At 36.8% G+C, this 26,639-nt stretch carries 33 protein-coding genes, 3 pseudogenes and 1 riboswitch; of the genes and pseudogenes, 17 read left to right on the plus strand and 19 right to left on the minus strand.

Annotated features, from left to right (window positions below):
* Positions 1–73 precede the first annotated feature (73 nt).
* The 4 genes from MLD65_RS08765 to MLD65_RS08780 all read left to right on the plus strand — a co-directional run bounded on the left by MLD65_RS08765 (position 74) and on the right by MLD65_RS08780 (position 2,776).
* Positions 74–283 (plus strand): YheE family protein, encoded by a 210-nt coding sequence (locus MLD65_RS08765; protein WP_243291496.1) that lies wholly within the window; start codon positions 74–76, stop codon positions 281–283.
* Positions 284–351: 68 nt separating this feature from the next.
* The gene (locus MLD65_RS08770) at positions 352–549 is read left to right on the plus strand and encodes a hypothetical protein (RefSeq protein ID WP_243291497.1); all 198 of its coding nucleotides are present in this window, start codon (positions 352–354) and stop codon (positions 547–549) included.
* Positions 550–650: 101 nt separating this feature from the next.
* Positions 651–1,526: a PucR family transcriptional regulator gene (locus tag MLD65_RS08775; protein ID WP_243291498.1), complete on the plus strand. Its 876-nt coding sequence runs from the start codon at positions 651–653 to the stop codon at positions 1,524–1,526.
* A gap of 119 nt (positions 1,527–1,645) precedes the next feature.
* Positions 1,646–2,776: an ABC transporter ATP-binding protein gene (locus tag MLD65_RS08780; protein WP_243291499.1), complete on the plus strand. Its 1,131-nt coding sequence runs from the start codon at positions 1,646–1,648 to the stop codon at positions 2,774–2,776.
* Positions 2,777–2,831: 55 nt separating this feature from the next.
* On the opposite strand, the gene MLD65_RS08785 is transcribed toward MLD65_RS08780, so the two are convergent.
* Positions 2,832–3,080: a hypothetical protein gene (locus MLD65_RS08785; protein ID WP_347709283.1), complete on the minus strand. Its 249-nt coding sequence runs from the start codon at positions 3,078–3,080 to the stop codon at positions 2,832–2,834.
* A gap of 348 nt (positions 3,081–3,428) precedes the next feature.
* Here MLD65_RS08785 and MLD65_RS08790 point away from each other — a divergent pair, with 348 nt between their 5' ends.
* On the plus strand, positions 3,429–3,647 hold the full coding sequence (locus MLD65_RS08790; RefSeq protein WP_243291500.1) for an alpha/beta-type small acid-soluble spore protein: 219 nt from the start codon (positions 3,429–3,431) through the stop codon (positions 3,645–3,647).
* Positions 3,648–3,853: 206 nt separating this feature from the next.
* Here the strand turns inward: MLD65_RS08790 and MLD65_RS08795 are convergent, their stop codons facing one another.
* The 8 genes from MLD65_RS08795 to MLD65_RS08830 all read right to left on the minus strand — a co-directional run bounded on the left by MLD65_RS08795 (position 3,854) and on the right by MLD65_RS08830 (position 8,628).
* On the minus strand, positions 3,854–4,114 hold the full coding sequence (locus MLD65_RS08795; protein ID WP_243291501.1) for a spore coat protein: 261 nt from the start codon (positions 4,112–4,114) through the stop codon (positions 3,854–3,856).
* A 15-nt stretch (positions 4,115–4,129) separates the two neighbouring features.
* On the minus strand, positions 4,130–4,342 hold the full coding sequence (locus MLD65_RS08800; RefSeq protein WP_243291537.1) for a hypothetical protein: 213 nt from the start codon (positions 4,340–4,342) through the stop codon (positions 4,130–4,132).
* Between the two features lie 244 nt (positions 4,343–4,586).
* On the minus strand, positions 4,587–5,009 hold the full coding sequence (locus tag MLD65_RS08805; RefSeq protein WP_243291502.1) for a DUF2935 domain-containing protein: 423 nt from the start codon (positions 5,007–5,009) through the stop codon (positions 4,587–4,589).
* A 256-nt stretch (positions 5,010–5,265) separates the two neighbouring features.
* Positions 5,266–6,003: an amino acid ABC transporter ATP-binding protein gene (locus MLD65_RS08810; RefSeq protein ID WP_243291503.1), complete on the minus strand. Its 738-nt coding sequence runs from the start codon at positions 6,001–6,003 to the stop codon at positions 5,266–5,268.
* Positions 6,004–6,038: 35 nt separating this feature from the next.
* Positions 6,039–6,740: an amino acid ABC transporter permease gene (locus MLD65_RS08815; protein ID WP_243291504.1), complete on the minus strand. Its 702-nt coding sequence runs from the start codon at positions 6,738–6,740 to the stop codon at positions 6,039–6,041.
* Positions 6,727–7,542 carry an amino acid ABC transporter substrate-binding protein gene (locus tag MLD65_RS08820; protein WP_243291505.1) on the minus strand — a complete coding sequence of 272 codons (816 nt, stop codon included), beginning with the start codon at positions 7,540–7,542 and terminating at the stop codon, positions 6,727–6,729. The genes MLD65_RS08815 and MLD65_RS08820 overlap by 14 nt, the downstream gene beginning before the upstream one ends.
* 596 nt (positions 7,543–8,138) lie before the next feature.
* The gene (locus MLD65_RS08825; protein ID WP_243291506.1) at positions 8,139–8,453 is read right to left on the minus strand and encodes a YbjQ family protein; all 315 of its coding nucleotides are present in this window, start codon (positions 8,451–8,453) and stop codon (positions 8,139–8,141) included.
* Entirely contained in the window at positions 8,434–8,628 is a 195-nt protein-coding gene (locus MLD65_RS08830; protein WP_243291507.1) for a hypothetical protein, read from the minus strand. Before MLD65_RS08830 ends, MLD65_RS08825 begins: the two co-directional genes overlap by 20 nt.
* 218 nt (positions 8,629–8,846) lie before the next feature.
* Here MLD65_RS08830 and MLD65_RS18370 point away from each other — a divergent pair.
* From MLD65_RS18370 to nhaC, 3 genes and pseudogenes are all read left to right on the plus strand, one after another.
* Positions 8,847–9,395: pseudogene (locus MLD65_RS18370) on the plus strand (protoglobin domain-containing protein); the annotation flags it as partial.
* Between the two features lie 27 nt (positions 9,396–9,422).
* On the plus strand, positions 9,423–10,154 hold the full coding sequence (locus MLD65_RS18375; protein WP_481748508.1) for a methyl-accepting chemotaxis protein: 732 nt from the start codon (positions 9,423–9,425) through the stop codon (positions 10,152–10,154).
* A 475-nt stretch (positions 10,155–10,629) separates the two neighbouring features.
* Positions 10,630–12,024, plus strand: a complete 1,395-nt coding sequence (nhaC, locus tag MLD65_RS08840; protein WP_243291509.1) for a Na+/H+ antiporter NhaC — start codon at positions 10,630–10,632, stop codon at positions 12,022–12,024.
* A gap of 410 nt (positions 12,025–12,434) precedes the next feature.
* Here nhaC and MLD65_RS08845 read toward each other — a convergent pair whose 3' ends face one another.
* On the minus strand, positions 12,435–12,761 hold the full coding sequence (locus MLD65_RS08845; protein WP_243291510.1) for a winged helix-turn-helix transcriptional regulator: 327 nt from the start codon (positions 12,759–12,761) through the stop codon (positions 12,435–12,437).
* Positions 12,762–12,923: 162 nt separating this feature from the next.
* Here MLD65_RS08845 and MLD65_RS08850 point away from each other — a divergent pair, with 162 nt between their 5' ends.
* The 5 genes from MLD65_RS08850 (at position 12,924) to MLD65_RS08870 (ending at position 18,626) form a co-directional block, all read left to right on the plus strand.
* Positions 12,924–13,307: a DoxX family protein gene (locus tag MLD65_RS08850; RefSeq protein WP_243291538.1), complete on the plus strand. Its 384-nt coding sequence runs from the start codon at positions 12,924–12,926 to the stop codon at positions 13,305–13,307.
* Positions 13,308–13,332: 25 nt separating this feature from the next.
* Positions 13,333–14,199: a VOC family protein gene (locus MLD65_RS08855; RefSeq protein WP_243291511.1), complete on the plus strand. Its 867-nt coding sequence runs from the start codon at positions 13,333–13,335 to the stop codon at positions 14,197–14,199.
* A 226-nt stretch (positions 14,200–14,425) separates the two neighbouring features.
* Positions 14,426–14,640: riboswitch (cobalamin riboswitch) on the plus strand.
* Positions 14,641–14,828: 188 nt separating this feature from the next.
* Positions 14,829–17,096, plus strand: a complete 2,268-nt coding sequence (locus MLD65_RS08860; protein ID WP_243291512.1) for a ribonucleoside-diphosphate reductase subunit alpha — start codon at positions 14,829–14,831, stop codon at positions 17,094–17,096.
* Between the two features lie 13 nt (positions 17,097–17,109).
* Positions 17,110–18,159: a ribonucleotide-diphosphate reductase subunit beta gene (locus tag MLD65_RS08865; protein WP_243291513.1), complete on the plus strand. Its 1,050-nt coding sequence runs from the start codon at positions 17,110–17,112 to the stop codon at positions 18,157–18,159.
* 272 nt (positions 18,160–18,431) lie between these two features.
* Positions 18,432–18,626 carry an IDEAL domain-containing protein gene (locus MLD65_RS08870; protein ID WP_243291514.1) on the plus strand — a complete coding sequence of 65 codons (195 nt, stop codon included), beginning with the start codon at positions 18,432–18,434 and terminating at the stop codon, positions 18,624–18,626.
* A gap of 238 nt (positions 18,627–18,864) precedes the next feature.
* On the opposite strand, the gene MLD65_RS08875 is transcribed toward MLD65_RS08870, so the two are convergent.
* From MLD65_RS08875 to MLD65_RS08905, 7 genes are all read right to left on the minus strand, one after another.
* The gene (locus tag MLD65_RS08875) at positions 18,865–19,587 is read right to left on the minus strand and encodes a DUF421 domain-containing protein (protein WP_243291515.1); all 723 of its coding nucleotides are present in this window, start codon (positions 19,585–19,587) and stop codon (positions 18,865–18,867) included.
* 205 nt (positions 19,588–19,792) lie between these two features.
* Positions 19,793–19,906: a YhdX family protein gene (locus tag MLD65_RS08880; protein ID WP_243291516.1), complete on the minus strand. Its 114-nt coding sequence runs from the start codon at positions 19,904–19,906 to the stop codon at positions 19,793–19,795.
* 137 nt (positions 19,907–20,043) lie between these two features.
* The gene (gene crcB / locus MLD65_RS08885) at positions 20,044–20,406 is read right to left on the minus strand and encodes a fluoride efflux transporter CrcB (RefSeq protein ID WP_243291517.1); all 363 of its coding nucleotides are present in this window, start codon (positions 20,404–20,406) and stop codon (positions 20,044–20,046) included.
* A complete protein-coding gene (crcB, locus tag MLD65_RS08890) occupies positions 20,403–20,789 on the minus strand; it encodes a fluoride efflux transporter CrcB (RefSeq protein ID WP_243291518.1) in 387 nt (128 codons plus the stop codon). The genes crcB (MLD65_RS08885) and crcB (MLD65_RS08890) overlap by 4 nt, the downstream gene beginning before the upstream one ends.
* 132 nt (positions 20,790–20,921) lie before the next feature.
* Positions 20,922–21,341 carry an arsenate reductase (thioredoxin) gene (arsC, locus tag MLD65_RS08895; RefSeq protein ID WP_243291519.1) on the minus strand — a complete coding sequence of 140 codons (420 nt, stop codon included), beginning with the start codon at positions 21,339–21,341 and terminating at the stop codon, positions 20,922–20,924.
* A gap of 25 nt (positions 21,342–21,366) precedes the next feature.
* Entirely contained in the window at positions 21,367–22,665 is a 1,299-nt protein-coding gene (locus MLD65_RS08900; RefSeq protein WP_243291520.1) for an arsenic transporter, read from the minus strand.
* A 16-nt stretch (positions 22,666–22,681) separates the two neighbouring features.
* Positions 22,682–23,014 (minus strand): ArsR/SmtB family transcription factor, encoded by a 333-nt coding sequence (locus tag MLD65_RS08905; RefSeq protein ID WP_243291521.1) that lies wholly within the window; start codon positions 23,012–23,014, stop codon positions 22,682–22,684.
* Positions 23,015–23,174: 160 nt separating this feature from the next.
* Here MLD65_RS08905 and MLD65_RS08910 point away from each other — a divergent pair, with 160 nt between their 5' ends.
* Positions 23,175–24,566: an ISLre2 family transposase gene (locus tag MLD65_RS08910; protein ID WP_243291522.1), complete on the plus strand. Its 1,392-nt coding sequence runs from the start codon at positions 23,175–23,177 to the stop codon at positions 24,564–24,566.
* 255 nt (positions 24,567–24,821) lie between these two features.
* On the opposite strand, the pseudogene MLD65_RS08915 reads toward MLD65_RS08910, so the two are convergent.
* Positions 24,822–25,087: pseudogene (locus MLD65_RS08915) on the minus strand (hypothetical protein).
* Positions 25,088–25,096: 9 nt separating this feature from the next.
* Positions 25,097–25,708: a hypothetical protein gene (locus MLD65_RS08920; RefSeq protein ID WP_243291523.1), complete on the minus strand. Its 612-nt coding sequence runs from the start codon at positions 25,706–25,708 to the stop codon at positions 25,097–25,099.
* A 60-nt stretch (positions 25,709–25,768) separates the two neighbouring features.
* On the opposite strand from MLD65_RS08920, the gene MLD65_RS08925 reads away from it, so the two are divergent.
* The 3 genes and pseudogenes from MLD65_RS08925 to MLD65_RS18260 all read left to right on the plus strand — a co-directional run.
* Positions 25,769–25,969: a hypothetical protein gene (locus tag MLD65_RS08925; RefSeq protein WP_243291524.1), complete on the plus strand. Its 201-nt coding sequence runs from the start codon at positions 25,769–25,771 to the stop codon at positions 25,967–25,969.
* A gap of 130 nt (positions 25,970–26,099) precedes the next feature.
* Positions 26,100–26,399 carry a hypothetical protein gene (locus MLD65_RS08930; RefSeq protein ID WP_243291525.1) on the plus strand — a complete coding sequence of 100 codons (300 nt, stop codon included), beginning with the start codon at positions 26,100–26,102 and terminating at the stop codon, positions 26,397–26,399.
* 50 nt (positions 26,400–26,449) lie between these two features.
* Positions 26,450–26,639 (plus strand): annotated as a pseudogene (locus tag MLD65_RS18260) (ISL3 family transposase); the annotation flags it as partial.

Here is a 26,639-nt window from a genome sequence, read left to right on the forward strand (position 1 = left end):
TACCGTTGTTAAAGGAATTAAACGAGCCATCACGTATATTATATATAAGCACTTATAATAAGGAGTGATTCAATTGATCACCCATTTTCAATGGAAGCCACTTATAAAACAGGCGAATTTACCAGGTTGGCGCATTTCTTTTTTCTTTAATGGTGTTCATTATGATGCTGTTTATCATAAAACAGGTGAAATCGAATGGGGACAAACACCTCCACCTAAAGATAAAGAGCATCAGCTTAAATCCCAAATTCATGACTTGATGCTTTTTCATGTGTATGACTAACGTTCTGAAATAATTTTGTTCTTTTTTCACAAACTAATAACGAACTTACCGTTATAGGAGGCGTTGTTATGGAGAAAAAAGAACGAGATGATTTGCAACATGAAGGAAGAGACAAAGCTTTCATGGATGTTGATCGAATGATTAATGAAGGGCTGTCAGGTGGATCTGTTCATTATCGATATGAAATGGCAAACATTGAGGAAGCACGTGATTTAGAACAGGAAGAACCGCCATACGATTGTAAAAATGGAAATGACTGTCCTTAATTTCTGTCTAGTGGCATCTCGTCACTAGACTTTTTTCGTTATAATAGGTTTGATTAAAGACTATCACCGAAGAGTTAACCGGTTCAAAGGAGTTATCATTCATGATTGAGCAATTACAAAAAATGTACAACGATGACTTTACGACACAATTCAATAATTCGAATGAATATATTTGGTTTCAAACAAAGGAGAAAGAAGTATTTGGGATCAAACACCATCGTCTAAGCGAAAACGAGCTTCAGTTGTTATCGATGATCGCAGAACGGTACGATTCCATTCAAAAGACGAGTTGTACATTTGGGAAATGGTATGAATACATATACGAAAACAAAGCGATGAACGAATCGATTTCATCTGTTCGATTTTATTATTTCATAACAGACCGAGCCGTTGAAGAGAAAGATTTATTCGTAGAAACGATTTCCGGGACGATCACTTCTCCCTCTGTCGTTTGGTTAAATGAACAAAGCGGTTGGATTGTCGATGAATCACCTGAAAAAACAGCGATGACAGAAGAATTATACGAAATCACCCAGTCTATCACATCAGATTTTTTCATCCAAGTAACACTATTTATCGGACAATTACATCCAGTGAATGCCTCCCTTCGAAAAAAAATAGTTGCAGAAACGGAACTTATTCAAAAAATTCCGCGTAGCTTTTTTAAACGAAATAGCGTTTTAACTTTCTCAGATGTGATCTCGTTATCGTTTCTTATGGGAGAAGATATCATTAAGGCAAACGTTTTATCTCATTTTTTTGGAGAAGCATTACAAGAAAAAGAACTCACCATAACGATCAAATTATTTATCGAAAGCAACTTAAATGTGACCCAAACGGCGAAAAAAATGTTTATGCACCGAAACAGTGTTCAATATCGAATCGATAAATTCATTGAATGGACAGGCATTGATATACGCAAATTCCGTGAAGCATTAGCCGTTTATTTGTTCATTTTACACAGTGAACTAAAGTGACTTTGTCATACTTGCACAAATAATCATTTAAAATCTTCGTGCAACTTGTCCATTTACGAAAGCTTCTGTATTCGGCTAAACTGAATGTAACAAAAGCGGAAAAAAGAGGAGGAGCTTAAATGGCAGAACTTCGTTTAGAGCATATTTACAAAATTTATGATAACAAAGTGACAGCTGTTAAAGATTTTAACTTACATATTAAGGATAAGGAATTTATCGTATTCGTTGGTCCTTCAGGCTGTGGTAAGTCGACAACATTACGTATGGTTGCTGGCCTTGAAGAAATTTCAAAGGGTGATTTTTATATTGACGGCAAACGTATGAATGACGTCGCACCAAAAGATCGTGATATCGCGATGGTATTCCAAAATTATGCCCTTTATCCCCATATGAACGTATATGATAACATGGCATTTGGATTAAAGCTTCGTAAATTTCCGAAAGATGAAATTGATCGTCGTGTAAAAGAAGCGGCACGTATTTTAGGTCTTGAGCAATATTTAGATCGCAAACCGAAAGCATTATCAGGGGGGCAGCGTCAGCGTGTAGCATTAGGGCGTGCCATCGTCCGTGATGCAAAAGTATTCTTAATGGACGAGCCGCTTTCAAATCTAGATGCAAAGCTTCGTGTACAAATGCGTGCTGAAATTTCTAAACTGCACCAACGCTTGCAAACAACAACGATTTACGTAACCCATGACCAAACAGAAGCGATGACGATGGCAACAAGACTTGTTGTGATGAAAGACGGGATTATTCAACAAGTTGGAGCACCGAAAGATGTATATGAAAAACCAGAAAATATTTTTGTCGGTGGATTTATCGGCTCCCCTGCCATGAACTTCTTCAGCGGAAAATTATTGGATGGAAAATTCCAAATTGGAAGTACACTGTTAGAAATTCCAGAAGGTAAAATGAAATATTTACGTGAAGAAGGATATGTAAATAAAGAAATTATTTTAGGTATTCGCCCAGAAAATATTCATGATGAGCCTTTATTTATCGAATCTTCAAAAGGCTCTACCGTAACTGCTCATATCGAAGTAGCTGAGCTAATGGGCTCTGAAACAATGCTATATTCCCAAATTGAAGGACAAGATTTCGTTGCCCGTGTTGATTCACGCTCCAACATTCAACGTGGTGAAAATGTTCAATTAGGATTTGACATGAACAAAGCCCATTTCTTTGACAAAGAGACAGAGCTTCGCATTCGGCCAAAAAGTGAAAAACGCACTCTAGAAACGGTATAATTTTTTAAGAGGCTTAGCTCTGAGCTAGCCTCTTTTTCATTTCATTAAATCCCAATTATGATTCATGCATAATATACAACTCTTCATACCCACAATTTCCGCAAAAATACAAATGAACGCATTGATGTTGTTCAAGAGAATGAACATATCCATCAAACAACTTCATCATATCAATGTCCATATAAGCACTGTAATCATCTAAAAAATCTGTTACTTTCCCATTATCATGAATGACATGTTTGCAATGTGGGCATGTTCGCTTTACATCTTTCAATCCATTGCATAATGAACAAATGGCCATCATACCAATCTCCTTTAAGATGCTGTTGTTACGTTTATCATTTCGCTTTTTTCATAATTTCATGAATCAATATAACTACATAATTTACCACTTTATTTTTTCGCATACTTTTTCGATAGAACCTCATACTACAAATAAATCAAACGAACAATCGCTTAAGCGACATTGTTCAGAGGTCAAAAGTTAGAAAATCACGGTCAAATAGCCGATTTCAATTATCCACAGGGATCAAAAAGGATGACTACACTGGGTTAAGCCGAGCAGGCTATGAACATAAGCGAGTTCATATGCTGGTGCAACTCCAGCTAACCCAACCATTATAAAAAACAAACTTAAAGGAGTTGATATGTTATGCCACAACAACAAAATCGTAGCAACAGCTCTAACCAATTAGTCGTTCCTGGTGCACAACAAGCAATTGACCAAATGAAGTATGAGATCGCCAATGAGTTTGGTGTCAACTTAGGAGCAGAAACAACAGCTCGTGCCAACGGATCTGTTGGAGGAGAGATTACGAAACGCTTAGTTGCAATGGCTCAACAACAAATGGGCGGTTACCAACAACAATAACAATTTCATAAATGGCTATGGGGGGCACGAGTTTTCGTGCCTCCTTTTTTTGTACGGATTCGTCATCATGCAAACGGTGAAACATTATCGGTGTGCGCCGATTCCTACTAGTCCCACCTCGACTTCTCAATAAGTCTCTATATTAAATAACAAAAAAGCATAAAAAAAATGAAAGGGAGGCCACTGAAGACCTCACCTAGTCAATCTTACTGGGGCTGAGATAATTGCGACTTAATTTGTTGTATTTCATTTGGATTAGCAGGTCCTGCCGGCTGATAAAACCCTTTTTGAACCGCATACTGATAGACAGTACGTTGTCTTCCTTCATCAGCATTGCGAATTTGAATTAGAGCTTGACGAAGCTGTTCATTATCTGTCTGAGCAATATAATTTGCATACCCAGTTAAACTCGCATTGATTTCTGATAAATAATCATTCACCATATCTTTATCCGTAAATTGTGGCATGTTACGTCCTCCCTCTTATTGTAAAAATCCCATTAATTTTTGTTGAGTAGCCCTTGCTTGCTCTGCATCACGTTGAAACATTTGCTTGAGCTGAGGGTCTTGGCACGATTGGGCATATGATTCTAATTTATTGGCAACGGTCGCATGCCCCCCAATTAAATGGCGTAAATGCTGTAGCTCTAAATGGGAAAGCTGCCCTTGCGGCTGAAATGCACCAGTTTGATTCATCATATTTTGGTTCATATTTTGATTTTGCCCCTGATTCATTTGATTTTGCATCTTGTCTACCTCCTAATCATGATTACAATATGTAATATTCCAAAATCAACCAAGATTATACAAAATGAATCAATAAACAAATTTTCAAAACATTGCCACATGAATCATTCAAGCCTAAACAATACGCTCCATTTTTTTACACCCAAAAAAAGGATAGCCATTTACTATCCTCTTTTACATGAATCCTATTTGTTTACGTATATAATATCGTTTGAGCAATCCCGACAAAATATTCTGACTCCCGAATAATATGCTTTAACACAACAATTGCCGTCGGATTCGATTTTATTGCCTCACTATTTTTCATTAGCCCATTCAAAAATGAAATAAACTGTAAGCTTTGTTCTAAACATGTTTTGACAAGTGTCATTAAGTCACGGTAAAGCGCTACGGTAAACATCCCTTTGGAACGAGTGACAGTTTCAATAAACCGAACAACTTGCTGATACGTTTGTAAAAATGCATGTTCCCACTGTTCTAACTTCGTTTCATACGATGGCTCTAAACCTTTCACTAATTCACGTATCACAACGGTATGCTCTTCTTCTTGTTGCTTCCAAAACTCACATTCATCTAATACCCTAAGAGGCAATTGATTTCCGTAGTAGTATTGCACAACTACTCCCCCCTCGTCCGTTCCTCACTTCAATGTATGGATGATCTTTTTGAAAAAGAACGTTTAAGTAAAATCTAGTTAAGAAAAAAGCAAGGACTTTTGGATCAGCCCCGGCAAGCAAATGCTCTTACGACGAAAAGGCTCTTTTTTCCTTTACGGCGTCACAAGGGCTAGGTGGCTTTCCCTAGTCAACGAAGACTCCATTACTTCAAGAAAACTTGACCATAATAACAAAAAAGAGCAGGTATTTTTCTACCTACTCTTGAATAAGCTGTAAAAATTTTTTAGTCCGTTCATTTTTAGGATTTGTAAAAAGGGCTTGAGGTGTCCCTCGTTCAACAATGACCCCTTGATCCATAAAAATCACTTCATCTGCTACTTCTTTAGCAAATCGCATTTCATGGGTCACAACTACCATTGTCATTCCCTCTTGGGCTAAATCTTTCATTACTTTTAATACTTCGCCTACAAGCTCCGGGTCAAGTGCTGATGTTGGTTCATCAAATAGCATGACTTTCGGTTCCATCGCTAATGCTCGTGCAATCCCAACACGCTGCTGCTGACCACCTGATAACTGAAAGGGATAATAATCTTTTTTATCAAGCAATCCAACTTTTTCAAGAAGTCTTTCAGCTTTTTGAACAGCCTCTTCTTTCTTCACTTTCTTTACCGTCATCGGCCCTTCAATCACATTTCCGAGCGCTGTTTTATGTGGGAATAAATTGTAGTTTTGAAACACCATTCCTGACTTTCTCCGAAATGAGGCGATTTCTTTTTTTAAATGAGATTGAGAGAAATCGATCTCTTGATCATCTAAACGAATCGTACCAGTCGACGGTATTTCAAGAGCATTCAAACAACGTAGGAAGGTCGTTTTTCCAGACCCAGATGGACCAATGACAACGACTACTTTCCCTTTTTCAATCGTTAAATCTAGTCCCTTTAACACTTCAAGTTGATCAAAACGTTTTGATAAGTTCTGAATCGTAATCATCTTAAAACTCCTTTATCTTACTAAAGGCATTCCTATTATTTTGCAACATATCGATCCAACCTTGCTTCAAGGTATTGTTGAACAATGGATAATAAGAAACAAATAATCCAATAAATAAGAGCAGCCTCTGAATATAACAGTAAAAATTCGTATGTCGTTGATGCGATTTCTTGAGCTCTACGGAACATTTCTGTCACTAAAATTAACGACGCTAATGACGTATCCTTGACAAGACTAATAAACGTGTTTGACAAGGGTGGAATCGAAACACGTGCCGCTTGTGGTAAAACAATTCGATTTAGCGTTTGTGTGTACGACATTCCGAGCGTGTAGCCTGCTTCCCACTGGCCTTTCGGAATGGATAAAATTGCTGCACGAATAATTTCAGATGCATATGCACCTACATTTAAAGAAAATCCGATGACAGCTGAAGGAAACGGATCAATGGTAACACCTATTGACGGCATTCCATAAAAGATAATAAAAAGTTGTACTAATAATGGTGTTCCACGAATAATGGAAACATAAATTCTTGCGATCCACTGAAGCGGTTTAATGGTTGAAATACGCGCTAATGCTGTTAACACAGCAAGAAGCAATCCAAGTACAAAGGAAATGAGTGTTAACGGCATTGTATAATACAAAGCTCCCTCCAACATCGGCAGAAGGGAACTTTGGGCAATTTCGATTAAACGCTCCAAGCGTTCAGGATTGTTCAATACGTTATTCAGATACATCTTCACCAAACCATTTCTCAGAAATTTCCTTTAACGTTCCGTCCTCTTTCATATCTTTAAGAGCACCGTTTACAGCTTCAACAAGCTCTTCATTCCCTTTTCTAAACATGAAAGCACTCTTAGCCGCATCGTCACTTTCTGCAACCATTTTAATTGGCGCATTAGGTTTTTGTTTTAAATAATCAAGAACAGAAAGCTTATCATTGATCGTTAAGTCGACACGGTTAGACGTAATTAATTCAATGGCTTGATTAAAGCCTTCAACGCCAACTAATTCTGCACCGTTATTTTGAGCTAATTCACCGTAGTTACTTGTTAAAGATTGGGCTGCTTTTTTCCCGTCAATTCCTTCAAAAGACTCAATGTCATTGTTGTCTTTATGGACAACAATAACTGCTGTTGAAACCGTGTATGGAGTTGAAAAGTCATACTTTTCTTCACGCTCAGGTTTGATTCCCACTTGGTTTGCAATCATATCAAAGCGCTCAGAATCTAAGCCGGCAAACATTGCATCCCATTGTGTTTCCATAAATTCCACTTCAAGATCTAAACGTTTGGCTACTTCCTTTGTTACTTCAACGTCGTAACCTGTTAATTCCCCACTATCGTCATGGAATGTGAATGGTGGATACGTACCCTCTGTACCAACACGGATCACTCCGTCTTCTTTTATTTTTTCGTATAAATTATCATCCTCTTTAGGTACTGCTTGTTCTTTTTGTCCTTCATTTGTTGCATTGCATGCTGCAAGTACAAATACAAGACCTGTAATGATAAATAAGGACAGCCAAAATCTCTTCACGTTAAAACCCCCAGTATTCTTATAGGATATAGATACTTATGAATCATATAGGAGATATTTATGGTTGTCAATGGATTTGTTTGGTACTATTTTGCCCTTACTTATTAATAATATTTTAAAAGAATTTGTAATTAATTTGCCTACAGTGTTCAATTAGTAAAAAATAGTTGAACGAAAACACTCGTGCTACGAGTGAGATATAGCTTCCCTTGTATGTAAACGCTAACAAAAGATTAAATGAAGGTTTCTTCGTGAAAATGATGGTACTTTTAGACGAAAACATCCCTTTTCGATCCAAAAGGAGGAGCATTAATCTGGTATTTGCACCAAAACAGTGATTAATTGCACGAGTTCGGACTACTTTTGCACGAGAATTGAATTTATTTGCACGAAATCCAATTTTATTGCACATAAGCTATCCTTTTTGCATCAATAAATCCTTTTTTGCATCTCAAATTTATTTATTGAACGAAAAACCCCTTAATTGCACTTCAGATCCTAATTTTTAACCAAAATTGATGTTTCCCTACTCCTTTTAAATTACAACTTTAAAAATAAAAAACCTTAGAGAATGACTCTCCAAGGTTAGAATTACGTTATTCAACAACAACCGCCGTACCATAGGCGATAATTTCTGATGCGTTTTGCATGACAGCAGATGTTTCAAGACGCATCTCAATGATGGCATTTGCCCCTTTTTGTTTGGCATCTTCAACCATTCGACCAATCGCTTTTTGTCTCGCTTCTTCCATCATTTCTGTATATTCTTTCAATTCGCCTCCGACAATTGTTTTAAGACCTGCCATTATATCTTTTCCAATATGTTTTGATTGAACTGTACTTCCTCTGACAAATCCTTTTAATTCTTGAATTTCCTTTCCTGGTACAAAATCAGTAGTTACGATAATCATTTTCATTTTCCTCCTTTTTCTCATGTACTCGTTCTTTTATCAAAAAAATAATAATGGAAATAAAAGCTAAGAATGAAATAACGATGAACGTTACGCCTGTAAAAACATGAATAAACAAAAAGAAATATCCTGTTATTTGTGACAAAATTGCGACTATTAACAAAATATTTTTCAATTAAATCTCCTTCTCTCTACACCTTCTCTAATTATTACGTTCAAACCGGAAAAAGGTTTCAATTTGCATACATGATTTTTCAACCACTTCAATACTTATGCACGTTCCTTTCAAATCTTTCGTAATTTCCAGTAAATACTTCGTATATATATCCGATATAAAAGGTAGTCATTATTCGATCTGAATACACGAGTAACAAAATAAAGGAGATATAATATATGGCATTTCAATTATTTAAAAAGAAAGAGAAACCATCTACTGATTCTATTTTTTCACAAGAAATCGATGAAAGTGGCATTACGTTAAAGTTGGAAAATGAAACATATAAAAGGCAATTAAAGTTAGTTCGATTAACTAAACATGATTTAAAGACAGCACGTTTATTAAGACCGTATATTGAAGAGAACATCCACTATATCACATCAGCTTTTTATCAAGGCATTGAAAATGAACCAAAATTAATGGAAATTATTCAAAAATACAGCACCATTGATCGATTAAAAGGAACGTTAGCCAAGCATATCTTACAAATGTTTAATGGTCGACTAACAGATGAAGATGTAAAGCGAATGTACAAAATCGCTCATCGCCACGTACTTATTGGCCTCGATGAAAAATGGTACATGGCATCGTTCTCAAATTTTTTTACTGCCATTTTAGAAACGGTTTCGGAGCGATGCAAAACGGTGGACGATTTACAAACAGCTACGAAGTCAATCATGAAGCTCATTAATTTCGAACAACAGTTAGTATTAGAAGCTTATAAACAGGAATATGAACAGCTTCGTAAAGAAATGGAGCACGAAAAACGCCAGCTTGTTGGACAAGTTCAAACAACGTCGATTCGATTAGCTTCTTTGACGGAGGAAACGACGGCATTCATTGAAGAAATCAATTCTCAGTCAAAAGATTTCGCGGATATTGCCTTAGGCCGTTATGAAATTGCAACATCAGCTGAAACAGAAGCCCATAATGGTAAAAGCGAATTACAGAATCAATCAGATTTAATGACACTTATTAATAATCGAACAGATGATATCGCTCATAAAATGAAATCGTTAGAGCAAGCTTCCGAAAAAATTAATCATGTTGTCTCCATCGTAACGTCAATTGCCGAGCAAACGAATTTATTAGCATTAAATGCTGCGATTGAATCAGCTCGCGCAGGTGAATACGGAAAAGGCTTTGCTGTTGTCGCAAGCGAAGTTCGAAAATTAGCGGAGGAAACGAAAAACTCTGTCCTTGGTGTATCAAACTTAATCCAAGAAATTCATCAACAAATTGACAGCATTTCCTCATCCATTAAAGATGTAACAGAGCTTACCGGAAAAGGGTCTTTGAAAATGAAAGAAATGATTCATTTCTTTGATAGCGTGTTAAAACTAATTGACAACAATAAAAATCAAAGTGAAAAAACGAAAGAAGAATTACAAAATTTAACGAAAGTCATTGATGATGTCACAGAATCCATCTGTCAAATTACCGAAACGTCCGAACAACTAAAAGAAATGGCAGAAAATATTTAACTTCAAATTGAGCTGTCTCAGTAGAAAAGTTTAGCCACTTGCCTATGGGACAGTTTCTTTTATTCCAAACAAAAGGAAATTTCCACTATTCCTTTCTCCCTTTTATCCTTTAACGTTTTGATATTGCAAAATAACAAATTTTTTCTCTTTTTATTGACATATACATCTACCTCATCTATATTTAAATTAGTTGTTAACTTTCGTACACAAAAGCGTAAAAGCTGAAAAGCGTTTAAGTATAAAGTGATGTATGGGTATTTTCACCCCCACTGATTGTTAATGACCTAAAGGACTTTGTGACCCAAAGAATGTGGGTTACACAGAAGTGGCCACAGGACGTGGCGCTCTTAGTCTGTGTTCTTTATTTTCGGGCCATTACGGGCAGTTGTTCCCCACCTATCTTCTTTGCTTTTCTACAGAATCTTGAGGTGGGGGTCTTACTGCCCGTTAAGAGTGGGATAAAGGAGTTACGAATATGAAATCAACATGGAAATTTTCACAAGCTATCTTCGCGTTACTATGTATTTTAGGCATTATTTTTATGAGCTTATTTTGGTTAAAAACGGAGCCACACTTACCTTTATTTCTCTCCATCTTACTCATCGCTTCCCTTTCTTTTATGAAAGGAATGAGCTGGAAGGATCTTGAAGGTGGAATTGTAAAAGGAATTCAAAATGGCGTACAGCCCATCATCATTCTTTCATTAATCGGGATGTTAATTGGTGCATGGATGATTAGTGGTACGATTCCAACCATTACCGTTTGGACGTTATCGATGTTCCAGCCTGATCTATTTTTTATGACAGCGATTTTATGCTGCATGATTATTTCCACATTAATTGGCAGCACATTTACAACGGTTAGTACAATTGGCGTGGCTCTTATTGGTGTAGCTGAACTTGCCAATATTCCACTTGAAATGGCCGCTGCTGCAATAATTTGTGGAGCAGCCTTCGGTGACAAAATGTCTCCAATGTCTGATACGACAAACTTTGCATCAGGTGTGGCGAATGTAAATATTTTCACACATATTCGTCATATGACGAAAACAACGATTCCGAGTTTAATCATTACCTTTGTCTTTTTTTGGTTGATTTCAAAACAAATTACGATTCAGCCTGAAACATCTGGGAATATTTTAGCGATGAAAGAAGCGATTCGCGAACATGTCCAAATCTCATTTTGGACCGTGATATCACCACTCCTAGTCATTGCTCTGGCGATGATGAGAAAGCCCGTTATTCCTTCTTTAACAGCTGGAATATTGAGTGCTTGTCTAATCGCTTTACTTATACAAGGAATATCGTTTGGCGAGTTTTTACAAGTTCTTCAAAACGGTCCTTCCGTCTCGACTGGTGTTGAAGAAATCGATCGGATGCTCAACCGTGGTGGTCTACAATCGATGATGTGGTCGATCTCGCTCATTATGATTGCATTTGCTCTCGGGGGATTGTTAGAGAAGACAGGCATTATCTCTACATTATTAGAAGGGTTCAAAGAAAGAATGAAAACGAAGGGACAAGTCATTTTTTCAACCGTCCTCTCATCCATTGGTGTAAATCTTGTTACAGGCGAACAATATTTATCTATTTTAATCCCTGGTCAATCATTTAAACCGTTATATAAAAAGTACGATATTCCGCTCCCATACTTGTCTCGTTCGGTCGAAGATGCCGGGACGTTAATAAACCCATTAATTCCTTGGGGAGTAAGCGGTGCCTTTTTAGCCGCGACTTTAGGGGTAGATGTGATTGAATACTTACCATATGCTGTTTTCCTATACATCTCACCGATCATGTCAATACTGCTAGGGTTTCAATTGTCACGAAAAGAACGCACCAACAAAATTCCACTTAAAAATGTCTCATAATGTTTTAAAAGGGCTATCTCATTAAGTCAAAATTCAGGCTTTGAGAAGCCTCTTTTTTTATTTTAGCTTAAAACGCAAAACCCTGTTTCAATTATTTTATATGTATAGAATCGCAAATTTTCTTATTCAAATCGAGACGAACACTTATTATTGAACAAAATCACTGACGCGATTTTGTTCAGACGTCAGAATCACCGCTTTCAAATATACAAAAGTATGACTATACTAGAAAAGTTGACTTATTATACCGATGAAATAGGAAGTTTGCTAGCCGCTATCGCCCAGATCTAGGCGAACCAACTATAAACAAGATTGTCCAAAAGTCGAGAATTTTATAATTTCCTACCTAGCAAATGAAAAGAGCGTGTTTTGAAAAAAGATAAATCAAAACACGCTCTTATTATATTCCACTATATTTCTGTACCTTCTAGCTTTACCCAACGCTTGGACCAATTCTCTATTTCTTTTAAAACAGGTTGTAACGACTTCCCTTTTTCTGTTAGTGAATACTCAATAATAACGGGTGTTTCCGGTATGACATTTCGCTTAATTATTCCTTGATGTTCCAAGTCTTTTAACCGATCAGACAAAACTTTTCCACTAATCCCAATAGAAGATTGGATGGTGCTAAACCGTTGCGGTCCGGACATTAATTGATAAATCACTAAAGCTGTCCATCGTTGACTTAATAGCGAGATAGCATTCTCGAAGCGCGGACAAATATTCGATTGTTCCATCTATTCATTCACTCCTTACCTATACTATATCACTTTTAATACTAGAAATTAAATTATTAAAAGAAATAAAGTTTCTTGACAAAAACAAGTTATTAAATTAAACTAACTTACATAAAGTAACCAAATTAAGAGGAGGAGTAAATACTATGAAAAAAAAATGAAATAGGTAACGTTTTTGTACGTGTAGTGTTAGGGCTTATTTTTTTCATTCATGGATTATCGAAATTTCAAGGGGGGCTAAATAATACAGCAGGATTTTTTGATAGTATCGGGATTCCTGGGTTCATGGCTTATGTTGTTGCAACAATAGAATTAATCGGTGGTATTGCACTGATTCTAGGTATTGGAACACGAATTGTATCTCTGTTATTCGCTGTTATTATGCTAGGAGCCATTGCTACAGTAAAACTTCCCGCAGGGCTTCTTGGTAATGGTCAAATGGCAGGATATGAACTTGAGTTGGCATTATTGTCCATGTCTATCTATCTTGTTTTCGCAAATAAGTATGCTTTCTCTATTGAAAACAAACTTTTTCGTTCCGAATAAATAGATAATATTAGGAGGTATGTGGATGAGATTTCATCGTAAACCAAATATTTTTGTTAACCATGTGAAAATTAAGATAGAAAATTTAGAGCGCTCCCTTAACTTTTATCAAGAAGTAATCGGTTTTAAAATTCTTGAACAAACAAAATCAACGGCTAAATTGACAACAGATGGGAAAACCAGTGTGTTGTCGATTGAACAACCGGAAAATGTTGTACCAAAGCAAGGCAAGACGACGGGGTTATATCACTTTGCCCTACTTTTACCTCACCGCTCAGATTTAGCGAATATTGTAAGATATTTTGTTGAAAAAGGGATTCAATTTGGATCATCAGACCATCTTGTAAGTGAAGCTCTCTATTTATCAGACCCAGATGGGAATGGAATTGAAATTTATGTAGACCGTGACCCTTCTGAATGGAATTGGAATAACGAAGAAGTGGTAATGGCCGTAGATCCGTTGAATTTTCAAAATCTCCTTTCTAATGAAAAACAGGAGCAGCTATGGAAAGGGCTACCTGAAGGTACAGTAATGGGACATATCCATTTACACGTATCGGAATTAAAACATACTGAAGAATTTTATACGAAGGGTCTTGGTTTTGAAGTCGTTAACCGCTATGGATCTCAAGCACTTTTCATCTCTACTGGAAAATATCATCACCATATCGGATTAAATACATGGAATGGTGTAGGTGCACCTTCACTCCCTGTTAATAGTGTTGGGTTGGAATCATTTACTTTAATGTTTCCAAATGAGGAAGCTAGAGATCATGTCGTAGCTAACTTGAAAAAGCTTGGTGCATCCATCACTAAAAAAAATGGAACCTTTATTACCTCAGATCCTTCTGGAAATTGTATTCACTTAGAAGTTTCATACAAAAACACATAAAGAAGAAGTACGCACTTCATACGAGAATGGTAGAATACCGAAACAAGCAGATTTTCAAAAGAAAAGAATTGATGTAAAATTTCATTAGTTGTAATGTATAAGGGGGAGAAATTTTTTCGACAATCCCCTATTTTTTATTGCAATTTTTTATTAACACCTTTATGATGGGTATATACCCACCACACAATATATTGTATTTAAAATAAAAAATAATACTACATATAGAAACCAAACCACTAACAAAGGTGCTGTTTACGCTTAAAAGGGAATCTGGTGAAAGTCCAGAACTGTCCCCGCAACTGTAAGTGCTACGAAATGAAGAAAACCACTGTACGCAAGTAGCGTATGGGAAGGATTCAAAGTAGGGAAGAAATAGAATAGAAAAGCGATTTCTATTCTCGACGCACAAGTCAGGAGACCTGCCTTTGCTTGGCCGTTTCGGATTCTTCGGGGATGCGAGAAGATGAAACGATGGTTTAAAAGGAAGAAAGCTTATACCTACATCTGCTTTCATGTAGATTGAAAGACTTACAATTTTTCCACATCTACTTCTACAAACACCTTTTATATCATCGTTTGATCCACTCATTCATCCGTGAAGAGTGGATTTTTTTATTAAAGGAGGACAAATGATGGAGTTAACCTTGAAAGGAATTTTAGATGTTTATGAACAAGATTTGATCGACCTAAAAAAATTATCCAACTACTTACATGACATTGGACAAACGTACCCTGACTTACAAGTACAACCATATATCGATCGTGTAACGTCGTATTTAGAGCATCACCGAGATTATAACAGAACAAAACTTGCAAACTTCCTTATTTTAGAGGCTTTATCGTATATTTCTGAGTCAGAACCGAATTGGACGTATTTTACTTCTCGCCTTTATTTAGATCAGCTTTACTATGAAGCAAGCCAAAACCGAAACTATGATGGAATGCATTATGGTGACTTTTATTCCTTACTGATGACGTTAACAGCCAACGGAATTTACGATAAAGATTTAATCACCTATTACACAAAAGCGGAAATCGATGAACTCGCATCTTATATCGATCCAACAAAGGACGCACTTTTTACATACATTGGATTAAAAACACTCGCTGATCGATATTTAGCACGAGATTATCATAAGCAAACGTTCGAACTCCCACAGGAACGTTTTATGGTCATTGCGATGACGCTGATGAAAAAAGAGCCGAAAAATAAAAGACTTCAACTCGTAAAAGAAGCTTACTGGGCATTAAGTAACTTATATATGACCGTTGCAACCCCTACACTTGCAAATGCAGGTAAATCCGTCGGACAACTGTCCAGCTGCTTTATCGATACAATTGATGATAGTTTACAAGGAATTTTTGATAGTAATACAGATATCGCCAACCTTTCCAAAAACGGCGGAGGAATCGGTGTTTATCTCGGAAAAATTCGCAGCCGAGGCAGTGATATTCGCGGCTATAAAGGCGTTTCTTCTGGTGTGATCCCATGGATGAAACAATTAAACAATACAGCCGTAAGTGTCGATCAACTAGGTCAACGAAAAGGCGCGATCTCTGTTTATTTAGACGTTTGGCATAAAGATATCTTTTCCTTTTTAGATGCGAAATTAAACAATGGGGATGAGCGATTACGGACTCATGATTTATTTACCGGTGTATGTATTCCAGATTTATTTATGGAAAAAGTTGAAGCACGTGAAGATTGGTATTTATTTGATCCACACGAAGTTCGTAAAGTGTTGGGCTTTAGTTTGGAAGATTACTATGATGAAACAGCTGGAGATGGCTCCTTCCGTCAAAAATATATGGAATGTGTTCACCATCCAAAGTTAGCAAAGGAAAAAGTACCAGCGATTGAAATTATGAAGCGTATTATGATTAGTCAATTGGAAGCTGGAACTCCTTTTATGTTTTATCGCGACGAAGTAAATCGCCAAAATGCCAACGCCCATGCTGGAATGATTTACTGCAGCAACTTATGTACAGAAATTACACAAAATCAAAGTGCGACAACCGTTGAACAACAATTTACGGAAGATGGAAAAATTATCATTGTCAAAAAACCAGGTGATTTCGTCGTCTGCAACTTATCATCTATCAATTTAGCACGCGCTGTGACAGATGATGTATTACAACGGTTAATTAGCATTCAAGTCCGAATGCTTGATAATGTCATTGACTTAAATAACATTCCGGTTTTACAAGCAAAGCTGACGAATGAAAAGTATCGGGCGATCGGTCTCGGAACGTTCGGCATGCATCATTTATTCGCATTGAAAAAAATCAAATGGGAAAGTGAAGAAGCTGTTGAATTTGTCGATCGGTTATACGAAAAAATTGCTTACTATACGATTAAATCTAGCATGGAATTAGCGAAAGAAAAAGGTGCGTACTCTCTTTTTCACGGCTCAGATTGGGAAACAGGCCAATATTTTGAGAAACGCGGCTACGAGTCTGATCAATGGACGAAGCTTAAGGAAGATGTTCAAAAATGCGGTATTCGAAACGGATACTTAATGGCTGTTGCGCCAAATGCATCCACCTCGATTATCGCCGGAAGTACAGCAAGCATCGACCCTGTATTCCAAAAAGTGTACGCAGAAGAAAAGAAAGACTATAAAATTCCCGTTACCGCACCAGACTTAAGCCCAGAAACAACATGGTATTATAAATCCGCTTATTTTATTGACCAAACGTGGAGCATTAAACAAAATGCCGCCCGTCAAAAACATATCGACCAGTCCATTTCATTTAATTTTTATGTGTTAAATACCATAAAAGCAAAAGACTTGCTGAACTTACACATAACATCGTGGAAATCACGACTCAAAACAACGTATTATGTCCGTTCTACTTCAAGTGACATTGTAGAATGCGATTCATGTGCAAGTTAAGGAGGAGATGTTGATGACGCTTTTTGACTCTTTATCGAAACGAGCAATTATGGATAATGAAGCACCGAACCGTTCCACGGCTATTATTAACGGCTCTTGTTCAAATGTATTGAACTGGGATGATGTTGCTTATCCGTGGGCATACCCGAAATATAAGCGGATGCTCGCCAATTTTTGGACACCATTTGAAATTAATATGTCTCAAGATATTAAGCAATTTCCACAACTGGCGGAAAATGAACAAAATGCTTTCTTAAAAATTATTGGTCTATTAGCTTTGCTTGATAGTATTCAAACAGATTATGCGGGAAAAGTCGCGGATTATATTACCGATTCCAGTATTAATGCCCTGATGATCATTTTGGCACAGCAAGAGGTTATTCATAACCATTCTTATTCGTATGTATTATCAAGCATTGTCCCGAAGAGTGTTCAAGATGAAGTGTTCGAATATTGGCGGAATGAACCTGTATTACGGAAGCGGAACGAATTTGTCACAAGCGGGTATGAAGCATTTGCTGAACAGCCAACGGTTGAAAACTTACTAAAATCGATTGTATTTGATGTAATATTGGAAGGTCTCTTCTTCTATTCCGGGTTTGCTTTCTTCTATAATTTAGCACGTAATCAAAAAATGGTCGCATCAAGTACGATGATCAATTATATTAATCGTGACGAACAAATACATGTTGACTTATTCGTTAAGATTTTCCAAGAGGTATTAAAACAATATCCTGAATACGATACACCTGAACTTAAGCAATTTGTTACAAATACCTTTATCAAAGCAGCAGAGCTTGAAATTGAATGGGCCCGACAAATTATCGGAAATGACATGGAAGGATTGCACCTTGAAGATGTCGAAAGCTATATTAAATTTTATGCAAATGTCCGCTGTAACCAGCTCGGTTTTGAACGCCCATTCGAAGGCTATCGAACAAACCCTCTTAAATGGATTAAAGCGTATGAAGAAGTCGACTTAGGAAAATCTGATTTCTTCGAACAAAAATCGAGACAATACACGAAAGTGAATCACGTCGATAATGGATTCGATGAGCTATAACGAATTCGTTTTAGAATTTCGTGTATTAGGGTAAAATCCTCCAAAGTTAAGACCCAAGGAATGCTGTCAAATCCACATTCCTTGGGTCTTCTTTTTTAAATTCCGGGACGTAATTATTCCTTTTCCGACAGCCCTTTTTGCGTATTAAGGCCTTTTGAATACGAGTATCAGCAAAGAAGATATTGTAACTGTTTCAAATTTCCAAGCAAAATGTTTTGAATAGTATGAAAACGGGTAGTATAATAGAAAAAAGGTCAAGGAGTTGATTTTTAATGGAAAAGAATTTACTGAATACAGAGCAGTCTGAAGTTAATGTTACTGATGCCCAAATTGCTGAAATGGTGTTAAATAAAGCGCTTCTTGATTTCCGAAAAGAAAAAATCCAACAGAAAATTGACCAGTCCTTAAAAGATCGAAATAAAGAAGAATTCATGCGATTAACAGAGGAATTAAAAAGTATTTCTTAATTTTCACATTATAAGCAAAAACTTTAATATAACAGAAAATATAAAATGTGAGAAAGCCCAATCTAAGTATGTTAGATATGGGTCTTCTTTTTCATTGGACTATATGTCCTCTCTTTCTATAATCTTAATGAAACACCTGTTACTTATCTTTTAATATGTATTATTTTGTAACACTGCCACATAAGTGAATAATCCATAAATACATTTTCATACCCATTTAAGCAAATCCCCCCCACTTTTAATGCTCTATAGGAGGAACATTTTGTTGGTCATTTTGTTTTAAAGAAAGGTGAAGCTTTCCTTCTCCATTAATCGCCCCATAGAACACTCTGCTTGCATCTGGCACGTCTTCCGCTATTAATCTTTCTCTTAACCAGTCTTCATTTTTATTGATTCGTTTCAATAAATCCAATTGAACTTCCCCATCTAAAATGATAGGGATTTCGTAATTCTGTCCTTCCCTTCGAATGCCGAGGTCCTCTCTTGTAACCGGTTCCTTGTTTGGAATCGATTTTACCGAGAGATTTCCATTTGCTTCAATAATGGCTAATTCTACATCTTCAACATGAAAGACATTTTTTTCCCGAAGCATCTGTATTACATTGTCAATTGAATATTGAATCTTGCTCATATTTTTCACAAGAAATTTCCCATTGAAAATAACAACGGTTGGTTCAAAGGTTAAAAGTTTTCCAATTTTACGATTTTTAATTTTTAGCAACACGATGAACTTTTGAAGCAAGGCAATCATGATCATTGCAACAACCGTATGAAAATGATCGATCTTTGGATCTGCAATATCAGCGCCAACGACAGCTCCTAACACTAATATGACGAGAAAATCAAATACTGGAAGCTCACCAATCGAACGTTTCCCCATATAAAGTCCGATAAACAGCATGAATGGAAGAATTGTAATGATACGTCCAATGACTTTTAAAGAATCCATGAAAACATCCATTGTTAAAGCCACCCTTTCGTCTTGTTACTCCTATCTTTTCCAAAAAAAGCGAAGGATTAACGTGAAAGAAAGAAAAAAAGACAGCCTGAAAAGACTGCCTGATCATTCACATATTCTCTTACAATTAGCTAGTTAAAGGGTTCAAGCCTGATAAAGATTTTTTCTATGAATCAACTTTTCCAAAATAACCGTAAAGGGCTCTCCTTTACGCCGTTTTCTTCGTTTCTTCATTCTTTTGTTGAATTAGAGTTGCTTCGTAAATTAAAGTATCCATTTCCTTCTTAATACTTTCTTCAACTCTAACTCTACCTCTCCCCATCAGCGCTCGCCTCCTTTATGGCTATTATAAAGTTTCTGATTTTTTTGTAAATAATCCGAAAGCACTAAATGTAATCGTTTTCCTCGAGATAAAATGTATTCACAAAAATGTTCCAACATGACTGATTCATGCATTTTTTAATTTATTATAAATCGGCCAATCCATATTCCGAAAAAAGCGAACCCTATTCCTAACATATAACTACTAAGCAAATAGACAAGAAGTTTCTTTTTTTCTTGTTGACGCCACAATTTCACTACCTCTAATTTAAATGTAGAAAACGTTGTAAAGGACCCTAAAAACCCAGTACTTAACAATAGTGCTGCTTCTCCTTCTATGCTTAAGCCAACAAAAAGGCCAAGTAGAAAAGAGCCTAACACATTCACAAAAAACGTTGCATATGGAAAAGAAGGCTGTACGTTTTTTTGTACCCAATTGCTGATATAATAGCGGCTAATTGCACCAAAAAAAGCCCCAATCCCAATCCATACATAAATCATTTATCCATCACCACGCATTTCCTGCCGTATTCATAACCAAAAAAGGCTAACGTGAGACCACCAACCAAACTGAAACTACTATATAAAAGGGCATAAATGATATGCCCTTCTTGAAGTAGTTGCACAAACTCTACGCTAAAAGTTGAAAAGGTTGTAAAAGAGCCAATTAATCCTGTCCCAATACCTGTTCGTATATAAGATGGTAATAATTTCTTCTCTATCCACCTAGCCGTAAAAAACCCTAAAGTGAAACTTCCAACAAAATTTACAAACATTGTTCCTAAAGGAAATGGGGCTGTCGCTTTTGTCAAATACACACTAATCACATACCGGAGAAGTGCCCCTATAACACCTCCAATACCTACTGCTAAATAGTTTTTCATGCCGTTCACCTCACCATTGTGTACGTTTATGTAAAAAGGTTTTCGTATGTATAATCACCTACTAAAAAGACCCCAACCTAAACCGGTTAGAGTCTTCCTTTAGTATACTATTCGTTTCAAATTGTGCCAATATTACTCGCCTGTTTCTGCAAAGCGTTTGATCCGTTCACCAATCTCATCACGTACGCGTTGGAAGAATGCCCACACTTCTTCTTCTGTACCTGTTGCTTTTGCTGGATCATCGAATCCCCAATGAACTCGTTTTACGTTCGATGGAGTTGTTGGGCAAACATCAGCTGCATGACCACAAAGTGTTACAACTAAATCAGCTTTTGCTAAAATATCCGGATCAATCGTATCAGAAGTCTGATCCGATATATCCATTCCCACTTCTTTCATCGCTCTCACAGCATTCGGATTTACCCCGTGTGCTTCAATGCCTGCGCTATAAACATTCCATTTGTCACCTAAATACTTCTTTCCCCAAGCTTCTGCCATTTGACTTCGACAAGAGTTACCCGTACATAAGAAGTAAATTGTTTTTTTCAACATTGCTTTCACTCCTACTCGATTTATATTATGAAATAATTAAAAGCCATATATAAAGACCTGTTAACGTAATAAATAATGTTGGGATCGTTAAAATAATGCCTGTTTTAAAATACGTGCCCCACGATATTTTCACACCTTTTAGCGATAAAACGTGAAGCCATAATAGTGTCGCTAATGAACCGATTGGCGTAATTTTTGGTCCTAAATCCGAACCGATCACATTCGCATAAATAAGCGCCTCTTTCATCGTACCCGCAATATTCGTTGCATCAATTGCCAGGGCATCAATCATAACCGTTGGCATATTATTCATAACGGATGATAATAAAGCGGCAATACCGCCCATCGCCAATGTTCCAATATAAAGCCCTTCATCTGAAGCTTGTTGAATACCTGCTGCTAAAACATCGGTTAAACCGACATTTCGCAATCCATAAACGACAACATACATACCAATGGAGAAAAATACAATGGCCCAAGGCGCATTTTTGACAACTTGTTGTGTATGCACAACTTTACTTCGTCTAGCCATCATAAGGAAAAACAAGGCAACAATACTGGCAATCATGGAGACGGGAACATGAATCGCTTCCCCAATAAAGTAACCGGATAATAGGATGGCTAAAACAAACCATGACAACTGAAACATTTTTTGATCTTTTATCGCTTCCTTCGGTCCCTTTACATGTTTCAAATCATAGCTTTTAGGAATTCCTTTTTTGAAAAATAAAAATAAGACGATGATACTGCCAATTAAAGAAAATAAATTCGGAACGATCATTCTTGATGCATATTCTGCAAATCCAATACCAAAGAAATCAGCCGAAACAATGTTCACTAAGTTACTAACGACGAGTGGCAAAGACGTTGTATCCGCAATAAACCCACTTGCCATAATAAATGGAAAAACATTTTTCTCATCGAACTTTAGCGCACGAACCATCGCTAGCACAATCGGTGTTAAAATGAGCGCGGCACCATCATTCGCAAAAAAGGCAGCTACAACAGCTCCAAGTAACGTCACATAAATAAACATGCGTATTCCGTTACCTTTTGCGGCTCTTGCCATATGTAAAGCAGCCCATTCAAAAAATCCAATTTCATCTAAAATTAACGAAATAATAATGATTGCAATAAATGTTAATGTCGCATTCCATACAATTCCTGTCACATCGATTACATCATTAAAATCAACCACTCCAGCAATAAGTGCAAGGATCGCTCCACCACATGCTGACCAGCCAATCGATAAATTTTTCGGTTGCCAAATGACGAACACTAATGTGATAAGGAAGATGGATGATGCTAAAAGCAAAGATGTCACTTGAAAACCTCCAATACTATTCACATTGAATTCTTATACCTTCTTTTTCAAGACGAATGATTTGTTCTTTTTGATCTGGAAGAAAAGCTAAAATAGATTGAACAAAATCGATATATTCATACTGTTCATTTAATCGATAAAATACCCAATGCCCTTTTCGCTTTTCCTTCACAAGTCCAGCATCCTTTAGTTTTCGCAAATGCTGACTAACAGCTGGTTGACTCGCTTGAAAAATTTCAACAAACTCACAAACACAGCATTCATCATTTTCCAAAACCTTCAACATCGATAATCTCGTTTTGTCTCCTAATAGCTTTAAAATTTGCGAAGCCTTCTCCATTTCAAGCATACTCACACCCCATTTCCATCATCGCCTTTCCCATTATATAACTAAGCTATTATATAAGTAAATGATTATGTTTCAATATCTCATTAGCTATTTTTCCTGAAAAAGTATTCCATTATTCATAACGAATCGTAACCGATTTGTCTTTATCTTTTTAAGGGTTGTGTTAACTGTATTTCCTTTGCAACTGTCCCGGGTTTATACGGAGGTTGATCATATCCCATTTCATCTTTCCACCATTTATTTACTTCTTCAACAAGGTTTGTTTTTTCTTTTACAACAAACATTTGGAAAAGTGTTTACAGAGATCTTGGAAGAGATTGATCGAGAAATCGCAGAGAGTCGAGACAAGCAACGATTTCAGATGAAGGACAAGCGTGGAGTCCAACTAGATACGGTATTTGGTACGGTCTCATTCAAACGAAATTATTACTATGATCGAGAAGCAAAACAATATGTATGTCTACTTGATCAGTTCCTTCAGTTCAAAGGAGGAAAAGGCTTTAGTCCTCTTCTAGAGGAGTGGGCCATTGAGCTTGCGGCAACGGGGCCCTCTTATCGAAACGCTGTACGTCAAATCGAAACGTTACTTGGTTACCAAGTGATGAGTCATGAGGCCCTACGGCAACATTTACTGCAATGCGAAGTCATGAAGCCAGCAGAAAAAATGAGAGCGCCAAGAGTCCTGTTTGTGGAAGTGAACGGACTCCATACAAAGCGTCAAGGAAAGCGAAAAAAAGGGAAAGAGGAAAAAATCGCAGCTGTCCATATGGGGTGGCAGAAAAACGGAAAGCGAGTAAGTCTTATCCAAAAGCGACACTATCACCATAAGGGGAATGAACCATTCTGGGAAGGGTTTGAGACGTTTCTCGAAGACCATTATGACTATGATGCGACGGAAACCAAGCTCATTATCAACGGAGACGGAGCTAAATGGATTCGAGCGTGTCAAGATTATTTTCAAGGTCAATGTTTTTACTGTCTCGATCGTTTTCATGTAGCAAAAGCCATTCGTGAATTATTCCGAAACCATCCTCGTTACCGAGAAATCAGAGTGGCTTTAAGTAAATATAATCCCGAAAAACTGTTGGTCGAATTAAATAGTGCAGTCGGTCAGATGCAGACAGAGGAAAAGGAAAAAAAGCTAGAAGACTTAATAGAACTATTAACAGAAAATCAACAGGCAATAACAGACTATCGAAAATGGTTGGAGGAACAAGACATTGAAACAAAAAGGATGCGTCCGATGGGGAGTGCAGAAGCGACGATGAGTGTCTTCTCTAAGCGCTTAAAAGGTGGACGAAGCTGGAGTGAGACGGGCATACAAGGCCTTATAGACGTGTTTATTGCGGTAAAGGATGGATGGTCGATTCGAACATTAAAAGGGCTCTTTGAACCACATGAATGTAAGGAGCAGCAGAAAAAGAAAGCCACTCACATGACGAAAAAATATCAGAAGAAGGTAGAAGCAGTCACAAGAAACAATGTACGTTATTTACAACGCTCATCTGGCACACCGATTTATGAGGCATTGAAAGCGATGGTAGGGTTTTAAAAAAAGAAATAGATCGTGCTACACTCGTAAACCAAAGAGGATAGCAAACGCATACAAAGTAAGGTAGAAAAAGAACGTTCTGTACAAAAAGAGAAAATCCCCACAAAAACTTGACTCAATCATTTCCCTTTACCACCATCATAAGTTTGATTCGAATATGATATATTAAAAGGAATACTATTAGATCCATTAAAAACCCTTGAAAGGCAAAGAGCCAATCAAGGTTAGAATTAGGAAACTTACTCTTGTTGACATCTACTTTTTTAATAATTCTTTATATAATTTTTCAGATTTATGCAATTCTTCTAACAACGGATTTTCATAGTCACTATAACTATCCAAATAAGCCCGTATGCTGCCAATAATATTAATTGCTTTAATATCTTTATCTTTCTCTAATATCTCCAATGCATTCTTATATCTTTTATATATAAGTTGTAAAACACCACATTACAATAATCTTGATCAAGATTATTTAACACGATTTTTATTTGTTGAATTAACTGCTTTTTATTATCCATTATACCCTCCTATCTACTTGGAACCTCTCTTATTTCCTTTATCCATTCTGATGGCCATCCTTGTGGTAATAGTATTTGATCCCCATTACCTTTTAATAAGGCTCCAGTTTTTGTATATTGCTTTTCAACCCTACAAATATTTAAAACTTGACCTTTCGGTACCTCTATAACAGCTTCATATTGTCTGGAATTTTTCCAATCCGGTACTAAAGCGGTATTAATTTTAGCATATATTCTATTTTCAGCTGGGCTAGTAGTTACAAATGAACCATTAACCTTTGCACCACCACCAAAAGTTCTATATAACGTAATTTTTTCTTCTGTAATTATAGTTCTATAAATACCATCAGTAAATGATTCTCCTATCCAATCTGGTAAGTCTACTTTTTCAATTACTTTTACTTTATCATCAATTGCAGTTGAATACTTATCAGAGCTTTTAGCTTTCTCCGTACCCTTAGTTTCTACTCCATCCCCCTCAGGTTTCATAATCGTACGTTTTTTATTAGAGACATCCTTAACCGAGAACATTTGCGGACTAATTTCATTCAGTTGTTTCGTTTTAAGGGTATATTTGTTTACTTTGATTCCCTCAGGTGTTACGTATCTTTCTTTTGCCACAGCAACCGGAACTTTTGTTTTGCTGATATTGTGACGTAATGAATTTAGGGCTACCTTGGCTTGGGTGAGTTTATTCGTGATATATTTTTGGCTGCATGGGTAAACTTTTTCAGGTTGACTTTGAGATTTCCTGCGACTTTTGATGGGCTTTTAGCTTTCGTGACACCTTTTACTTTCGAAACCGCTTTTAGTCCTTTGGCGGCGCTAACTCCGGATATGAAGCTTGGCAAGACCACCTTTCTTAGCAAAAGGGATGTCTAAAAAGTGGCTCATCACCATAACTTGGGGTTGCTTATGTAAAAACGAATATTTTTCCGTATATGGATATAAAAAAGCGAAAACCCTGGTATCGTAATCGTTGACTAGACAAACCACGATAGGAGTTTTCGCTATGTACAACCAGCTTATCAAATCTATTATGCCATTACCATCTTTTTTTGAGATTTCCATGCCTTCTGATGAAGAGCCATCCGTTTTTCCGATTCAAGCAGCACCTCAATGCATTCTTTGTCCTATTTGCTTTGGTAAAACCTATCGTCATGATAAAAAGCTTCGTCTTTTTCGTCATCGTTATGCTTGGCACGTCGGCACGCTTTGGATTGAATTAGAAGTGCCTCGACAACGTTGCACAAATTGTGATTACACGTTTACCTATGATTATGATCTAGGACTTGTTCGCTCTTCTATTTAGCTTATCGCCTTCAAATTGTTGATCATTGTCATGGACGAGCCATTTCAGATGTGGCTTGTGAATATGGACTACCGTACACAACGGTCGAACGTTGGTTTTATACATATGCACCAAAACAATTATCAGAAGAAGAGCCCTCTAGAATTTGTGTGGATGAGTTTGCTCTTCGCAAAGGACATACCTATGCGACAAGTGTGTTAAATGCCGACACAGGGCGTGTTTTAGCGATTGTTCCAGGAC

Source organism: Bacillus sp. FJAT-47783 (genome assembly GCF_022808615.1).
Lineage (GTDB): Bacteria > Bacillota > Bacilli > Bacillales > Aeribacillaceae > Bacillus_BZ.

What these genes read in the sequence shown, in the direction of transcription:
- MLD65_RS08770 (WP_243291497.1), top strand. Translation starts at nt 352, where the DNA reads ATGGAGAAAAAAGAACGAGATGATTTGCAACATGAAGGAAGAGACAAA.
- MLD65_RS08775 (WP_243291498.1), top strand. Translation starts at nt 651, where the DNA reads ATGATTGAGCAATTACAAAAAATGTACAACGATGACTTTACGACACAA.
- MLD65_RS08780 (WP_243291499.1), top strand. Translation starts at nt 1,646, where the DNA reads ATGGCAGAACTTCGTTTAGAGCATATTTACAAAATTTATGATAACAAA.
- MLD65_RS08785 (WP_347709283.1), bottom strand. Translation starts at nt 3,080, where the DNA reads ATGATGGCCATTTGTTCATTATGCAATGGATTGAAAGATGTAAAGCGA.
- MLD65_RS08790 (WP_243291500.1), top strand. Translation starts at nt 3,429, where the DNA reads ATGCCACAACAACAAAATCGTAGCAACAGCTCTAACCAATTAGTCGTT.
- MLD65_RS08795 (WP_243291501.1), bottom strand. Translation starts at nt 4,114, where the DNA reads ATGCCACAATTTACGGATAAAGATATGGTGAATGATTATTTATCAGAA.
- MLD65_RS08800 (WP_243291537.1), bottom strand. Translation starts at nt 4,342, where the DNA reads ATGAATCAAACTGGTGCATTTCAGCCGCAAGGGCAGCTTTCCCATTTA.
- MLD65_RS08810 (WP_243291503.1), bottom strand. Translation starts at nt 6,003, where the DNA reads ATGATTACGATTCAGAACTTATCAAAACGTTTTGATCAACTTGAAGTG.
- MLD65_RS08815 (WP_243291504.1), bottom strand. Translation starts at nt 6,740, where the DNA reads ATGTATCTGAATAACGTATTGAACAATCCTGAACGCTTGGAGCGTTTA.
- MLD65_RS08825 (WP_243291506.1), bottom strand. Translation starts at nt 8,453, where the DNA reads ATGATTATCGTAACTACTGATTTTGTACCAGGAAAGGAAATTCAAGAA.
- MLD65_RS18375 (WP_481748508.1), top strand. Translation starts at nt 9,423, where the DNA reads ATGGAGCACGAAAAACGCCAGCTTGTTGGACAAGTTCAAACAACGTCG.
- nhaC (WP_243291509.1), top strand. Translation starts at nt 10,630, where the DNA reads ATGAAATCAACATGGAAATTTTCACAAGCTATCTTCGCGTTACTATGT.
- MLD65_RS08845 (WP_243291510.1), bottom strand. Translation starts at nt 12,761, where the DNA reads ATGGAACAATCGAATATTTGTCCGCGCTTCGAGAATGCTATCTCGCTA.
- MLD65_RS08855 (WP_243291511.1), top strand. Translation starts at nt 13,333, where the DNA reads ATGAGATTTCATCGTAAACCAAATATTTTTGTTAACCATGTGAAAATT.
- MLD65_RS08860 (WP_243291512.1), top strand. Translation starts at nt 14,829, where the DNA reads ATGATGGAGTTAACCTTGAAAGGAATTTTAGATGTTTATGAACAAGAT.
- MLD65_RS08865 (WP_243291513.1), top strand. Translation starts at nt 17,110, where the DNA reads ATGACGCTTTTTGACTCTTTATCGAAACGAGCAATTATGGATAATGAA.
- MLD65_RS08870 (WP_243291514.1), top strand. Translation starts at nt 18,432, where the DNA reads ATGGAAAAGAATTTACTGAATACAGAGCAGTCTGAAGTTAATGTTACT.
- MLD65_RS08875 (WP_243291515.1), bottom strand. Translation starts at nt 19,587, where the DNA reads ATGGATGTTTTCATGGATTCTTTAAAAGTCATTGGACGTATCATTACA.
- MLD65_RS08880 (WP_243291516.1), bottom strand. Translation starts at nt 19,906, where the DNA reads ATGGGGAGAGGTAGAGTTAGAGTTGAAGAAAGTATTAAGAAGGAAATG.
- crcB (WP_243291517.1), bottom strand. Translation starts at nt 20,406, where the DNA reads ATGATTTATGTATGGATTGGGATTGGGGCTTTTTTTGGTGCAATTAGC.
- crcB (WP_243291518.1), bottom strand. Translation starts at nt 20,789, where the DNA reads ATGAAAAACTATTTAGCAGTAGGTATTGGAGGTGTTATAGGGGCACTT.
- arsC (WP_243291519.1), bottom strand. Translation starts at nt 21,341, where the DNA reads ATGTTGAAAAAAACAATTTACTTCTTATGTACGGGTAACTCTTGTCGA.
- MLD65_RS08905 (WP_243291521.1), bottom strand. Translation starts at nt 23,014, where the DNA reads ATGCTTGAAATGGAGAAGGCTTCGCAAATTTTAAAGCTATTAGGAGAC.
- MLD65_RS08930 (WP_243291525.1), top strand. Translation starts at nt 26,100, where the DNA reads ATGTACAACCAGCTTATCAAATCTATTATGCCATTACCATCTTTTTTT.